The 13,666-nt window shown below is 69.1% G+C and carries 15 protein-coding genes and 1 pseudogene; 5 read left to right on the forward strand and 11 right to left on the reverse strand.

Translation table 11 applies throughout. From position 1 onward, the window contains the following. Positions 1 to 107 precede the first annotated feature (107 nt). Together NON00_RS15290 and NON00_RS15295 are read right to left on the reverse strand one after the other, a co-directional pair. Positions 108 to 1,550 carry an NAD(P)-dependent oxidoreductase gene (locus NON00_RS15290; protein ID WP_256022536.1) on the reverse strand — a complete coding sequence of 481 codons (1,443 nt, stop codon included), beginning with the start codon at positions 1,548 to 1,550 and terminating at the stop codon, positions 108 to 110. Positions 1,551 to 1,799: 249 nt separating this feature from the next. After that, complete coding sequence (locus tag NON00_RS15295; RefSeq protein WP_256022538.1) at positions 1,800 to 2,747, reverse strand: NAD-dependent epimerase/dehydratase family protein; 948 nt, start codon at positions 2,745 to 2,747, stop codon at positions 1,800 to 1,802. A 380-nt stretch (positions 2,748 to 3,127) separates the two neighbouring features. Here NON00_RS15295 and NON00_RS15300 point away from each other — a divergent pair, with 380 nt between their 5' ends. Beyond that, on the forward strand, positions 3,128 to 3,691 hold the full coding sequence (locus NON00_RS15300; protein WP_256022540.1) for a DUF1013 domain-containing protein: 564 nt from the start codon (positions 3,128 to 3,130) through the stop codon (positions 3,689 to 3,691). 92 nt (positions 3,692 to 3,783) lie between these two features. Here NON00_RS15300 and NON00_RS15305 read toward each other — a convergent pair whose 3' ends face one another. Both NON00_RS15305 and NON00_RS15310 read right to left on the reverse strand, forming a co-directional pair. Continuing rightward, positions 3,784 to 4,032, reverse strand: a complete 249-nt coding sequence (locus NON00_RS15305; protein ID WP_256022544.1) for a DUF3126 family protein — start codon at positions 4,030 to 4,032, stop codon at positions 3,784 to 3,786. A 234-nt stretch (positions 4,033 to 4,266) separates the two neighbouring features. After that, a complete protein-coding gene (locus tag NON00_RS15310) occupies positions 4,267 to 4,437 on the reverse strand; it encodes a YdcH family protein (protein ID WP_256022621.1) in 171 nt (56 codons plus the stop codon). A gap of 241 nt (positions 4,438 to 4,678) precedes the next feature. Between NON00_RS15310 and NON00_RS15315 the strand changes: the two genes are divergently transcribed. Then, positions 4,679 to 4,879 (forward strand): DUF465 domain-containing protein, encoded by a 201-nt coding sequence (locus NON00_RS15315; protein WP_256022623.1) that lies wholly within the window; start codon positions 4,679 to 4,681, stop codon positions 4,877 to 4,879. 307 nt (positions 4,880 to 5,186) lie between these two features. Then, complete coding sequence (locus NON00_RS15320; RefSeq protein WP_256022548.1) at positions 5,187 to 5,720, forward strand: hypothetical protein; 534 nt, start codon at positions 5,187 to 5,189, stop codon at positions 5,718 to 5,720. 80 nt (positions 5,721 to 5,800) lie between these two features. Here NON00_RS15320 and NON00_RS15325 read toward each other — a convergent pair whose 3' ends face one another. From NON00_RS15325 to NON00_RS15350, 6 genes are all read right to left on the reverse strand, one after another. Next, on the reverse strand, positions 5,801 to 6,586 hold the full coding sequence (locus NON00_RS15325) for a succinate dehydrogenase iron-sulfur subunit (RefSeq protein ID WP_256022550.1): 786 nt from the start codon (positions 6,584 to 6,586) through the stop codon (positions 5,801 to 5,803). Between the two features lie 18 nt (positions 6,587 to 6,604). After that, complete coding sequence (gene sdhA, locus NON00_RS15330) at positions 6,605 to 8,413, reverse strand: succinate dehydrogenase flavoprotein subunit (RefSeq protein ID WP_256022552.1); 1,809 nt, start codon at positions 8,411 to 8,413, stop codon at positions 6,605 to 6,607. 139 nt (positions 8,414 to 8,552) lie between these two features. Beyond that, positions 8,553 to 8,951 (reverse strand): succinate dehydrogenase, hydrophobic membrane anchor protein, encoded by a 399-nt coding sequence (gene sdhD, locus NON00_RS15335; RefSeq protein WP_256022555.1) that lies wholly within the window; start codon positions 8,949 to 8,951, stop codon positions 8,553 to 8,555. Positions 8,952 to 8,962: 11 nt separating this feature from the next. Then, a complete protein-coding gene (gene sdhC / locus NON00_RS15340; RefSeq protein WP_256022557.1) occupies positions 8,963 to 9,409 on the reverse strand; it encodes a succinate dehydrogenase, cytochrome b556 subunit in 447 nt (148 codons plus the stop codon). A gap of 390 nt (positions 9,410 to 9,799) precedes the next feature. Beyond that, complete coding sequence (locus NON00_RS15345; RefSeq protein WP_256022559.1) at positions 9,800 to 10,045, reverse strand: hypothetical protein; 246 nt, start codon at positions 10,043 to 10,045, stop codon at positions 9,800 to 9,802. Between the two features lie 118 nt (positions 10,046 to 10,163). Continuing rightward, a complete protein-coding gene (locus tag NON00_RS15350) occupies positions 10,164 to 11,195 on the reverse strand; it encodes an aspartate-semialdehyde dehydrogenase (RefSeq protein ID WP_256022562.1) in 1,032 nt (343 codons plus the stop codon). Between the two features lie 410 nt (positions 11,196 to 11,605). On the opposite strand from NON00_RS15350, the gene NON00_RS15355 reads away from it, so the two are divergent. Beyond that, positions 11,606 to 12,028 (forward strand): DUF1489 family protein, encoded by a 423-nt coding sequence (locus NON00_RS15355; RefSeq protein ID WP_305123375.1) that lies wholly within the window; start codon positions 11,606 to 11,608, stop codon positions 12,026 to 12,028. 256 nt (positions 12,029 to 12,284) lie between these two features. After that, positions 12,285 to 12,545 carry a hypothetical protein gene (locus NON00_RS15360; RefSeq protein WP_256022567.1) on the forward strand — a complete coding sequence of 87 codons (261 nt, stop codon included), beginning with the start codon at positions 12,285 to 12,287 and terminating at the stop codon, positions 12,543 to 12,545. A 604-nt stretch (positions 12,546 to 13,149) separates the two neighbouring features. On the opposite strand, the pseudogene NON00_RS15365 reads toward NON00_RS15360, so the two are convergent. After that, positions 13,150 to 13,665, reverse strand: a pseudogene (locus NON00_RS15365) (NADH-quinone oxidoreductase subunit B family protein); the annotation flags it as partial. Between the last annotated feature and the right edge of the window lies 1 nt (position 13,666).

Here is a 13,666-nt window from a genome sequence, read left to right on the forward strand (position 1 = left end):
GGCCGGCGGCGCCTGGTCGCCGGGCGCCGGCTGCGCCGCCACCGGCAGGGCGGCGCCCGCCAGCAGCAGCACCGCGCCGAGCGCGGGGGCGAGCCGCGCCGCGCCCATCACTCGGCCGCCAGCGCCGGCGAGGAAGCCTTCGCCAGCACGTAGGATTCGATCTGGTCGGCGGCGTCACGCCCGTCGCGGATGCCCCAGACGACGAGCGAGGCGCCGCGCACGATGTCACCGGCGGCGAAGACACCGTCGAGCTTCGTCATCATGCTGCGCCGGTCGATGGTCAGCGTGCCCCAGCGGCTGACGGTCAGCCCCGGCTCGCCGAACAGGGTCGGCAGGTCCTCCGGGTCGAAGCCCAGCGCCTTGATGACGAGGTCCGCCGGCTCGGTGAAGCCGCTGCCGGGGATGGGCTCGACCTGGTGGCGGCCGGTGGCGTCGGGCAGGCCGAGATGCATCTTCACCGCGCGCACGCCGGTGACGACGCCATTCTCCCCCTCGAAGCCCTCCGGCGCGGAGAGCCAGGAGAAGTGCACGCCCTCCTCCTCGGCATTCGCCACCTCGCGCATCGAGCCGGGCATATTGGCCTTGTCGCGGCGGTAGAGGCAGGTGACGGCGGCGGCGCCCTGGCGGATGGCGGTGCGGACGCAGTCCATCGCTGTGTCGCCGCCGCCGATGACGACGACGCGCTTGCCCGCCGCGTTCAGCGTGCCATTGGCGAATTCCGGCACATGGTCGCCGAGATTCTCGCGGTTGGAGGCGGTCAGATACTCCAGCGCCGGGACGATGCCGCCCAGATTGGCGCCAGGGCCGCCAATGTCGCGCGCCTTGTAGACGCCGGTGGCGATCAGCACGGCATCATGCTTGGCGCGGATCTCGGCCAGGGAAATATCCTCGCCGACGCGGCAGTTGAGGACGAAGTTGATGCCCCCCTTGGCGAACTGCTCGGCGCGGCGGAGGACGACCTCCTTCTCCAGCTTGAAGTTGGGGATGCCGTAGATCAGCAGGCCGCCGACGCGGTCATAGCGGTCATAGACGGTGACCTGCCAGCCGCGCGCGCGCAGCCGCTCCGCCGCCGCGAGGCCGGCCGGACCGGCGCCGATGATGCCGACGGAATGCGCCAGCTCGCGCACCGGGGTGGGCGGCTTGACCCAGCCCTGCTCCCAGGCGGTGTCCGTGATGTATTTCTCGACGGCGCCAATGGTGACGCTGTCAAAGCCCTTCTCGATGACGCAGTTGCCCTCGCAGAGCCGGTCCTGCGGGCAGACGCGGCCGCAGATCTCGGGGAAGGTGTTGGTGGCGGAGGAGATTTCATAGGCCTCCTCCAGCCGGCCTTCCGCGGTCAGCTTCAGCCAGTCCGGGATGTTGTTGTTGAGCGGGCAATGGATCGAGCAGAAGGGCACGCCGCATTGCGAGCAGCGGCTGGCCTGCTCGGTCGCGCGCTCGGCGCTGAAGCGCTGATAGATTTCACCGAAATCGGCTTTTCGCTCGGCGGCCGCGCGCTTATCGGGCGTCTGTTGCGAAAGTCGCACGAATTGCAGCATGCGTTCGGCCATCGGGCACGGTCCTTCGGGCAGGAAGGGACAACAAAGCGCCGGGAGAGGCGCAGCCGCCGGGCCGCAGCAGGCCAGGCGGGGTTTTCACCCCGGCTGGCGCAGCTTTGGCATAGTTGAAGAGGCGTTGCGAGTCCTAAATGCGCCGAAATGTCAGCGTTGCTGACTTAATCGCACGTGTTTCTTTCTTTAGCCTTACCATCCCACCGGAGCCTTTGGGGTAATAGGTCCGATACGGGGGTTTTTCTCCGGTCAGACCAGCGCAGCCCGCCGCCCGCCCCCAGGCCGGAACCGCGCCAGATAATCCGGCACCACCGCCTCCATCGCCTGCGGCACCAGGCCCAGCGCCGCGAAGCCCGGCGCCCCGGGCGACACCACATTGTCCCTGCGCAGCAGCACCAGCTGGTCCCGCGTCAGCGGCGGATTGGGCAGCAACTCTCCCAGACGCGCCTGCCACGCCACCAGCGCATCCGGCAGCGGCACCAGCCGCTTCGGCCGCCCCGTCACCTCCAGCACATAGCCCATCAGCTCGCGGAAGCTGGCCACGCGCGGGCCGCCCAGCTCATAGGTCTGGCCCGCCGTGTCCGCGCGGGCGGCGGCCACCACCACCGCCTCCGCCACATCGCCCACATAGACAGGCTGGAAGCGCGTCCCGCCACAGACCACCGGCATCACCGGCAGGTTGCGCGCAAGCCCGGCGAAGCGGTTGAAGAACTGGTCATCGGCCCCGAAGATGATCGAGGGGCGCAGAATGGTCGCCGCCGGAAAGGCCGCGCGCAGCGCCGCCTCCCCCGCCGCCTTGCTGCGGGCATAGGCGCTGGCGCTGGCCGCGTCGGCACCGATGGCCGAGACATGCACCACCCGCGCCACCCCGGCCGCCGCCGCCGCGCGGCCGATGAAACCGGGCAGATCCCCCTGCAGGCGCTGGAAATCCCCCGCCCGCTTCTCCGCCAGGATGCCGATGAGGTTGACCACCAGCGCCGCGCCGGCCACCGCCCGCGCCACCGAGGCCTCCTCCCCCAGCCGGGCGGAGAGCGGCACGATCTGCCCCAGCTGCCCCTGCGTGGTGAGCGCCCGCACCGCCTCCGGGTCGCGGGTGACAACGCGCACCTCATAGCCCTGCCGCGCCAGCCGGGGCACCAGGTGCCGGCCGATGAAGCCCGTGCCGCCAAACACCACCGCCACTTGCCGCCCCGCCATGATTCGCCTCCATCCCGCGTGATGATCCCGCGGAACGATATGGGGCGGCACCCTATACGCCAAGCCTGGGGAGGCGCCGCCTCCCCAAACGAAAAGAAGACTCTCTGGGGAGGCTCCGCCTCCCCAGACCCCTCCGCCGGGGTGGCACGGCCACCCCGGACCCCGCGTGCAGTTTGGTGCCAACGGGTGGCGGGGTCCCCAAGGGAAATACGGGGGGACAGGGGCGGAGACCCCTGAAAACACCGCTCCGGACGAGGATTTGTCCGAAGCGGGGGCTGCCCTGGGGTGTTCGGGCTTTGACCCCTCCCTTCCCTCTCTCTATATGCAACGGCATCTGGGGCGGCCCTCGCGGCCTGCCCGACCGACTCGTAAGGTTTCCGATGACCCTGCCGCTGATGCCGAAGGCCACCGCTGTGTGGCTCATCGAGAAGACGTCCCTGAGCTTCGAGCAGATCGCCGACTTCGTTGGCATGCATCCGCTGGAGGTGCAGGCGATCGCTGATGGCGAAGTGGCGCAGGGCATTGTCGGCTACGATCCCATCCAGAACGGCCAGCTGCGCCGGGAAGAGATCCTCCGCTGCGAGGCCGACCCGAATGCCCGCCTGCGCCTGCTGGAGACCGCCACGCCGCTGCCCAAGAGCCGCGGCAAGGGCGCGCGCTACACCCCCGTCTCCAAGCGCAATGACCGGCCGGATGCCATCGCCTTCCTGCTGCGCAACTACCCGCAGCTCTCGGAAGCGCAGGTTGGCAAGCTGCTCGGCACCACCAAGGACACCATCGCCAAGGTGCGCGACCGCACGCACTGGAACAGCGCCAACATCAAGCCGCGCGACCCGGTGATCCTCGGCCTGTGCAGCCAGTCCGACCTGAACGCCGCCATCACCGCCGCCGGCGGCAACCCCTCCGCCCCCCTCCCCCCGCCGGAGGATGAGGACGCGGCCTGAACTGACACAGCCTGAACCCAGGCCGCACCGCACGGGTCATGAAAAAGGCGGCCGCGCCGGAAGGGCGGGCCGCCTTTTTTCATGCCCTCCGCTCAGCGGCGGCGGGGCGCCGGCGCGGCCGCCTTGGGCGGCGGCGGCAGGTCTTCCTCCAGGATGGTGAGGTGGACCGAATAGGAAATCTCGCCATCCTCGGTGTCGCGGTGCAGGGTGCCGATCACCTCATCCTCCACCGCCACCTCCACCGAGAGGCCGGCCCGCGCCGGGCGGATGAGGTTGATGCGGTCCGTGCCGAAGAGGCGGCGCAGATAGGTCTGCACCCGCGTGATATCCGAGGCGTCCATGCCGGGGGTCTTGCTCCAGGGAAAAGGTGGGCGGTTATAGGCCCGGGCGGCGGCGTGACCTAGGCGGAAAACCAGATCTCCCGCCTGCCCCGCGCCCCGCGCTGTCCCGCACCGCACGGGTTGGCAAGGCACCGCCGGGATGCATCCCCGGCGGGCCCGCCAGCCGGATTTTCCGGCCGAACTCTGTCCGGGCCAGCTTCTGCCGGCCTGCGAACCGTCAGCGTCCTGCCGCGCTCAGCGCGCGCTGGTCAGACGCTGCATTTCCTCTTTCAGGCGCAGCTTGGCGCGCTTCAGGCGGCCCAGTGTGCCGGCATCGGGCTGCGGACGGCTGCCCTCCTCGGCAATCTGGCGCTCCAGGTTGGCATGGCGCTCCTGCAGGCTGCGCAAGCGTGGCTGTTGCATCATCGGCACGCGATCCTCCAGAGGTTTTTCATGACCGGTGGAGGATACTGGGCCAGGCACTGGATTCGGCCTGCATCCGCCCCCCACCGGGGCGGGCCGCCGAGCCTTGCCTGCCGTGTCCCCGAAACGCCGCACCGCGGCGGAAACGGAGCAGATGGTCAGACCATGCTGTGCGACCACGCCAGGACATGATATGGCGTTTGCCTGTCCAGATGCGACTCAAACCGACCAACCCATGAGGCCCATCCTGGCCGACCGAGACAGCCTGCTCCGCCGTCTTCACGAACTCCGCAGCGAGCATCGTGATCTTGACACCGTCATCCTGCGCCTCGATGGCTCGCTGACGGACCAACTCCAGCTTCAGCGCCTCAAAAAGCGCAAGCTCAAGCTGAAGGATGAAATCGCCTGGCTGGAAAGCCGGCTGGTTCCTGACATCATCGCCTGACGCAGGCGCATCCAGCGAAGCGGTTCTTTTTTGCAAAAAAGAACCAAAAAACTTTTTTCAGTTGGCGTCCCGCCTCAGGCCTGAAGCGGCACGCCAAACTGAAAGAAAGTCTTTTTGCTTCTTTTTCTTCAGAAAAAGAAGACTCTACCCTTATTTCCTTCGCGCGGCACATTTGCCACACCCGCTCAGGGATTGCCCTGCCATCATTCCGGAACCGCTTCGCACCGGGTCCGGCCTGATCTAGCCTCGTAACGGAGAGGCGGCCACGCCCCTCCCCAGGCACCGGCAAAAAGGGCTCCGCCTCCCCATGGCACCTCTCCAGCGGTTTCTCGCGGGGCTTGGCCTCGCCGCCAGCATCGCCTTGCCCGCCACCGCGCAAACCTGCCTGCAACCGGCCGAACAGGCCGCCCTGGCGGTGCGCGCCCTGCAAAGCCAGCTGATGGTCGTCGCCCTCTCCTGCGGGCAGCATGACGACTACAACGCCTTCGTCACCCGCAACAAACAGGAGCTGGGCACGGCCTGGCGACAGGTGGCGGGGCATTTCCGCCGCGTCCATGGCGGCGCCGGGCAGCGGGAACTGGACAACTACATCACCACCCTGGCCAATGCGCAGTCGCAGGAGGGCATCCGCCAGGGCTCGCATTTCTGCCAGAACGCCGCGCCGCTCTTCCGGCAGGCCCTGGCGCAGCAGGGGCTGCCCGCCCTGGCCAGCCTCTCGCTGGAACAGAAGGTCACCAACCCCTATGGCGCCGAGGCCTGCCCCGCCCCGGCGACGCGCAGCGCCCAGGCCAGCCCGGCCCGCCGGCCACAGGCCACCACCCAGGTGGCCGCCGCCCGCTAGGCCCCGGCGCCTCCCGCCACGGCAACAAAAAACCCGCCGGGTCGCCCCGGCGGGTTTTTCGTCGGCGGAGCCGCCAGGGCTCAGCCCTGGCGCTCGACCATCATCTGCTTGATCTTGCCGATGGCCTGGGCCGGGTTCAGCCCCTTCGGGCAGGTCGCGGCGCAGTTCATGATGGTGTGGCAGCGATACAGGCGGAACGGGTCCTCGAGGTTGTCGAGGCGCTGGCCGGTGTATTCGTCGCGCGAGTCGGCGATCCAGCGATAGGCCTGCAGCAGCACGGCGGGGCCCAGGTAGCGGTCACCATTCCACCAGTAGGACGGGCAGGAGGTGGAGCAGCAGAAGCACAGGATGCACTCCCACAGCCCGTCCAGCTTGGCGCGCTCATCCTTGGACTGGCGGCGCTCCTCATCCGGCGGCGGCGGGGTGTCGGACTTCAGCCAGGGCTCGATGGAGCGCAGCTGCGCATAGATGTGCGACAGGTCGGGCACCAGATCCTTCACCACCGGCATATGCGGCAGCGGGGTGATGCGGACGTCCTTCTTCTGCACATCCTCGATCGGCTTGAGGCACGCGAGCGTGTTCATGCCGTCGATGTTCATGGCGCAGGAGCCACAGATGCCCTCACGGCAGGAGCGCCGGAAGGTCAGCGTGGTGTCCACCTCGTTCTTGATCTTGATCAGCGCGTCCAGGACCATCGGGCCGCACTTGTCGAGATCGATCTCGTAGGTGTCGTAGCGCGGGTTCTCGCCGGTATCCGGGTCGAACCGGTAGATCTTGAAGCTCTTGACGTTCTTGGCGCCGGGCTCGGCCTTGTAGGTCTGCCCCGTGCCGATCGTCGAATTCTTCGGAAGCGTGAAGGTGGCCATCTTGTACCCGCTCCTTCCTCAGTAGACGCGCGGCTTGGGCGGGAAGACCTGGACCTCGTTGGTGAGGGTCCGCATCTTCACGTCGCGATAGTCGAGCGTGACCTTGTAGTTCTCATCCACCCGGGCGAGGGTGTGCTTCATCCAGTTGGCGTCGTCGCGCTCCGGATAATCCTCATGGGCATGGGCGCCGCGGCTCTCGTGGCGGGCCTCGCCGCCGACGACCGTGGTCAGCGCGTTGCCGATCAGGTTGTCCAGCTCCATCGCCTCCATCAGGTCGCTGTTCCAGATCAGGCTGCGATCCTTGATGCGGATGTCGCCATAGGAGGCGGCCACCTTCGCCATCTTCTCGCAGCCTTCCTTGAGCAGCTCGGAGGTGCGGAAGACGGCGGCGTGGGTCTGCATGGTGCGCTGCATGGAGAGGCGCAGCTCGGCCACCGAGGTATCGCCCTTGGCGTGGCGCACCTTGTCCAGGCGGTCGAGGGCGAATTCCCCGGCCTTGGGCGGCAGCGGCGCCTGGGTGGCGCCCGGCTTGATGGTGGCGGCGGCGCGCAGCGCGGCGGCGCGGCCGAACACCACGAGGTCGAGCAGCGAGTTGGTGCCCAGGCGGTTGGCGCCATGGACGGAGACGGAGGCCGCCTCGCCCACCGCCATCAGGCCGGGGACGACCTTGTCCTGGTCCGTGCCGGTGGCGGCCAGCACCTCGCAGTGGATGTTCGTGGGAATGCCGCCCATGTTGTAGTGGACGGTCGGGAGCATCGGGATCGGCTCCTTCGTCACATCCACGCCGGCGAAAATCTTCGCCGTCTCGGAGATGCCGGGCAGCCGCTCATGCAGCAGATCGGCGCCCAGATGCTCCAGGTGCAGGTGGATATGGTCCTTCAGCGGGCCGACGCCGCGCCCCTCGCGGATTTCCATCGACATGGCGCGGGAGACGACGTCGCGCGAGGCGAGGTCCTTCGCCGTCGGCGCGTAGCGCTCCATGAAGCGCTCGCCCTCGGAATTGGTGAGGTAGCCACCCTCGCCGCGCGCGCCCTCGGTGACGAGGCAGCCGGAGCCGTAGATGCCGGTGGGGTGGAACTGCACGAACTCATTGTCCTGCAGCGGCAGGCCGGCGCGCAGCACCATGCCGCCGCCATCGCCCGTGCAGGTATGGGCGGAGGTGCAGGAGAAATAGGCGCGGCCATAGCCACCGGTGGCGAGCACCACGGTCTGGGCGCGGAAGCGGTGGATCGAGCCATCCTCAAGGCACCAGGCGATGACGCCGCGGCAGGCGCCTTCCTCCATGATGAGGTCGAGTGCGAAATACTCGACGAAGAATTCGCAGTTATGCTTCAGCGACTGCTGGTAGAGCGTGTGCAGGATGGCATGGCCCGTGCGGTCGGCCGCGGCGCAGGCGCGCATGGCCGGGGTCTTGCCATAGTTCTGCATGTGGCCGCCGAAGGGGCGCTGGTAGATCTTGCCATCCTCGGTGCGGCTGAAGGGCACGCCGAAGTGCTCCAGCTCGATGATGGCCGGCACCGCCTCGCGGCACATGTATTCGATGGCGTCCTGGTCGCCCAGCCAGTCCGACCCCTTGACGGTGTCGTACATGTGCCAGCGCCAGTCATCCTCGCCCATGTTGCCGAGGGCCGCGCCCACGCCGCCCTGCGCCGCCACGGTGTGGCTGCGCGTCGGGAAGACCTTGGTGATGCAGGCGGTTTTGAGGCCGGCCGCACCCATGCCGAAGGTCGCGCGGAGGCCGGCGCCGCCGGCCCCCACCACGACGACGTCGTAGGTGTGGTCCACCACGCGGTAGGCGCCCGAGGAGGGCATGGTGATCGCGTTCATCGTCCCGATCTTCCGTCAGAGGTGCGGCGCGCGCAGGGGGCAGCCGCCATTCCAGAAAGCTGTAGCGTCAGATAGGCCGAACCGGCGCTTGCCAAGGGTGGATTGTGCCACACCCCGCACGCGCCGGGCCGGGCCCGGTTCAGAGCGCGATCTTCAGCACCGCGATGGCGGAGAGCAGGCCGAACAGCCAGCAGGCCGCCTTCACCGCCAGGATCGAGAACATGCGCGGCATCTCGCCGCGCACATAGTCCTCGATCACCACCTGCAGGCCGGCGGCCGCGTGGTGGAAGGATAGGCCGATCGAGGCCAGCAGCAGCGTCGCGTTCAGCGGGTGGGCGATCCAGGCGAGGGTCGCCTCATGGCTCTTGCCCGCCAGGGTGGCCACCGAGAGGACGAACCACAGGGTCAGCGGCAGCAGCGCCATCGAGGTGACGCGCTGCATCCACCAGTGATGCGTGCCCTGCTTGGCAGAGCCCAGGCCGCGCACGCGGCCAAGGGCGGATTCCATACGAATGGCGGTGGTCTGCTTCTCGCTCATGATGCCGCTCCTCAGCCCCAGGCGATGATGACGATGAGCCAGGTCAGCACGGTCAGCACGCCGGTGCCGATCAGCACGGCGCGGCCGGTGCGGTAGGTGGTCGGCAGGTCGAAGCCGTGCCCCGCATCCCACACCAGGTGCCGGATCCCCGCCAGCGTGTGGTACCAGGCCACAGCCGTCATGCCGAACAGCATCAGCATGCCGAGGAAGGAGGAGAGGAACCACTGCACGGCGGCGAAGGCCTTCGGCCCCGCCGCGGCGGCCAGCAGCCACCAGGCCAGCACCAGCAGGCCGACCGACCAGGCCACGCCCGTGGCGCGGTGCATGATCGACATGGCGCTGGTGATGCGCGTCATGTCATAGACCTGAAGGTGCGGCGACAGAGGCCGGCTCACGCGCGTTCCGTCGGTGCGGCGACCCACCATCGTCGCCTCGCGCGCGTCTTTCATACTCGACATGGACCGATCCCGCTCCGCCACATTTTGAGACGCCCCGACGCTCCGGTCTGGGCAGAGACCGGACAGGAGCGATGCAGCCTTTTATGGTGCAGCGCCCATGAGCGTCAACGCGCAGACCCCTCCATGACACGGTAGGGAAAAGCAAAGGTTAAGGCACTGCGCTGCAAAAAAGCGGCGGTGGCTCACCGCATGAAACATTGCTCATGCATCGTTTGCCACTCCAACAACAGGCGCCGCGCCGCCCATCTCCGGACAGCGCGGCCAGTTCCGCCCGGATCGGGCGGATTCCTCCGAAAGAAAGGGTTCTTTTTTGGAAAAAAGAACCAAAAAACCTTTCAGAGACAGCCCGCCTGTGAAAAAGCGCGGGCTGAACTACAAAGAATCAAAGGGTTAGTAGCCGTGGTAGTAAGGGCGCTGCGGCGTCGTCGCGGCACCGCCCACAGCACCCAGCGCACCGCCGATCAGCGCGCCCGTGCCGGCATTGCCGCCCGTCACGCTGGCAATGCCAGCGCCCGCGCCAGCCCCCAGCAAGCCACCACCAATCGCGCGCTGGCCAGGATTATAAGGGTCGGTGCAGGCCGCGAGGCCGAGTCCCAGCCCCGCCAGCAGCCCCACACGAAACAGGGTCTTGCGCATCTCAGAACCTCCTTGTGGTGCTCTCAACGCCACAAGGGATCGCCGGGATGCGCGGCGCGGATGCGGCGCCCGCATGGCAGGGCCGCCGCAATCCGACACGCCTGCGTGAGGCCGCGCCTCAGGCCGCCTGCTTCGCCAGCAGGCCCTGCCGCACCAGCTCCTCGGCGATCTGCACGGCGTTCAGCGCCGCGCCCTTGCGCAGATTGTCCGCCACGCACCAGAAGGCCAGGCCATGCGGCACCGTCGGGTCCGCCCGCAGGCGCGAGACGAAGACCGGATCCTCACCGGCGATGTCCACCTGCGTCGCATAGCCGCCATCCTCGCGCCGGTCGAGCACGGTGATGCCCGGCGCCTCGCGCAGCGCCGCCCAGGCCTGCTGCACGGTGATCGGCCCCTCGAACTCCACATGCACCGCCTCGCCATGGCCGATGAAGGCCGGCACGCGCACGCAGCTCGCCACCACCTGGATGTCCGGGTCCAGGATCTTGCGCGTCTCCACCGCCATCTTCCACTCTTCCTTGGTGAAGCCATCCTCCAGGAACTTGTCGATGTGCGGGATGCAGTTGAAGGCGATCGGCTTGGTGAAGACCTCCGGCGTCGCCGCGTCATTCACATAGATGCCGCGGGTCTGGGTGAAGAGCTCGTCCATCGCCTCCTTCCCCGCGCCCGAGACGGACTGATAGGTGGACACCACCACCCGCCTGATGCGCGCGATCTCATGCAGCGGCTTCAGCGCCACCACCATCTGGATCGTCGAGCAGTTCGGGTTGGCGATGATGTTGCGCTTGCGGAAGCCCTGCAGCGCCTGCGGGTTCACCTCCGGCACCACCAGGGGAACATCCGGCTCCATGCGGAAATGGCTGGTGTTGTCGATCACGACGCAGCCCGCCGCCGCCGCGCGCGGCGCGTGCACGGCCGAGACCGAGGCACCCGGCGAGAACAGCCCGATATCCACGCCCTTGAAATCAAAGGTCTCCAGGTTCTGCACCTTCAGCACGGCATTCTCGCCGAAGGAGACCTCCCGCCCGGCCGAACGGCCCGAGGCCAGCGCGATCACCTCGCTGACCGGGAATTCCCGCTCGGCGAGGGTCTTGAGCATCTCGCGCCCCACATTGCCGGTGGCGCCGACGACCGCGACACGATAGCCCATCTCTGCACGTCCTTTTCCTAGCGCGCCCGCCCGCGGGCCCGGCGCCGATGCCGCCCGATACCCCCCTTCCCCCCTCCCCTCAATCTTTTCTTTCGGGCTGCCGCCGTCCCGTGGGGAGGCGGGACACGGCAGGCCACCCGGCGGATCGTGGCACGGGGGCACAGTACGGGGGCACAGGGCCGCCTCTCCCCAGGCGGCCGCCAACACGGTAAAACCCTTCCCGAAGCCTTGCCGCTTCCACACCGCGCCCCACCTCGAAGCCCGACGGCGGCAGCCCGAAAGAAAAGCGGCCCACCTCGAAGCCCGACGGCGGCAGCCCGAAAGAAAAGCGGCCCACCTCGAAGCCCGACGGCGGCAGCCTGAAAAAAGCGGCCCACCTCACAACAAGACGGCGGCAGCCCGAAAGAAAAATGAATATTTTGAAGCTGTGTGTGGGGCCGAGGGATGTGGCGTCGCTCCGCGAGGGGCAGGCGCGCCGGGCTCTGCTGGACCCTCCCCTGCGCCATCTCACGCGCCAGTTTCCCAAGCGGGCGCCCGAGATCATCGGCAGCGGCTCGCTCTACTGGGTGGTGGCCGGGTTCTGCTGCGTCCGCCAGCGCATCCTCGACATCCGCGAGGAAGCCGGCGATGACGGCACGCCCCACGCCGCCCTGGTGCTGGACCCGGAGCTGGTGGCCGTCGCCGCCCGGCCGGTGAAGCCCTTCCAGGGCTGGCGCTACCTCGCCCCCGAGGCCGCGCCCCCCGACATCGCCAGCGCCGCGGCCGACGCCACCGGCATCTCCGCCCTGCCCGAGGCGCTGCGGCGCGAATTGCAGGCCCTCTGCCTGCTCTGAGAAGCCGTGGGAAACCTCGGGCCGAGGGGAGGCCCGAGGGGGGCTTTGCTGCCCCAGGCACCCGCCTTCAGGAAGAATCTCCCGTGGCCCGGCGGCATGGCCGCGCGGGAGCGGCCCGGGCAGGCGCGTCCAGAAATCTGGCATTCCCGGAACGATTCATTAACGCTAATTCAGCCCTGGCCCATCATGGCGAGAAGACCCCCCGGCCAAGATGGCCACAGGGGTTGAGACGCTCCCCAATCAGGAATTGCCAAACATGCTTCGCCCGCTTCGCATCCTTGTTGCTGCCCTCGCCCTGGCCGCGCCGATCGCCGCGCTGAGCCTGTCCGGGACCGCGGAGGCCCGCACCGCCAGCACCCAGACCACGGCCAGCGGGGATACCCAGCAGGTGTCCACCCAGCAGCGCCGCCGCCACCACGCGCAGCGCAGCACCACCCACCGCCAGCATGCGAGCGCCGGCAAGCGCCACCGCCAGCACGCTGCCCGCGCCCGCCGCACGCCGCGCACCACGGGCTGAGAGGAATTCGGCGGCGGTCTTATTTCCCGGCAGTCCGCCGCCGGTCGGCCTGGCCCCGCGAGGGGCGGCCGCTAGGGCCGACCGGAGCAATCCGGTCGGCCTTTTTTTATTCCGGCGCGGCGGGCGGTGGCCCCGCCGGGCGCGACGGCCCGGGCGGCGACTCCGCACCCACCCCGCCGCCCTGCTGGCCCTCCAGCCTGCCATCCCCGGCCATCGGCCCATCCCCGCCGCCTTCGCCGCCGGCCTTCTCGTCCCAGGCCTTCTCATCCCAGGACAGGACATCGTCCCACGGCGTTTCCTCCTCCTCGAGGGCGGGGGAAGGCGCGGCCTCCGGCGGCACGGGCCGGGCGGGGGGCTCCCCGGTGGAGAGGCCATCCGGCGGGGCATCCTCCTCCCCGACCATGGCGGCGGGGGGGACCTCCTCCGCCCCGGATGCCTCGGCGGCGCCCCCGGCGGCGGCGATTCCAGCGGCGGCAACCCCGGTGGCGGGGGCCTCCCCCGTCGCCGGGCGCGGATAGGAGGCGGGGGAGACCCAGCCGAGATCCGGGGCCTCCTCCCTCTCCACCGGGGCGGGCGCGGGCGGGGCGGGGGGCGGGGCCGGGCGGGCCTCGGCCTCCAGCAGCGTCAGCAGCCCTTCCAGCAGCAGGGCGGGACTCGGCGGGCAGCCGGGAATCAGCAGGTCCACCGGCAGCACCGCCGCCGTGCCGCCCTCCACCGCGTAGCTGCCGGCGAAGACGCCGCCATCCAGCGCGCAGTCGCCCACCGCCACCACCCATCCCGGCTCCGGCATGCAGGCATGGGCGCGCTGCACCGCCTCGCTCATGTTGCGCGCCATCGGGCCGGTCACCAGCAGCACATCGGCATGGCGCGGCGAGGCGACGAAGCGCAGCCCGAAGCGCTCCAGGTCATAGACCACGTTCTGCAGGGCGGCGATTTCCAGCTCGCAGCCATTGCAGGAGCCGGCATCCACCTGCCGGATGGACAGGCTGCGGCCCAGCCGGGCGCGGGCGGTGGCATCCAGCCGCGCGGCCAGGGCGGAGACCGTCTCCTCCGCCGGCGGCGCGGCGGGGTCGGTCAGCGGGCGGCGGAAGAGGGTGCGCGCCAGTCTGGGCCACAGCATC

It is taken from the genome of Roseomonas sp. GC11, from assembly GCF_024437745.1.
In the GTDB taxonomy this organism is placed as follows: Bacteria; Pseudomonadota; Alphaproteobacteria; order Acetobacterales; family Acetobacteraceae; genus Pseudoroseomonas.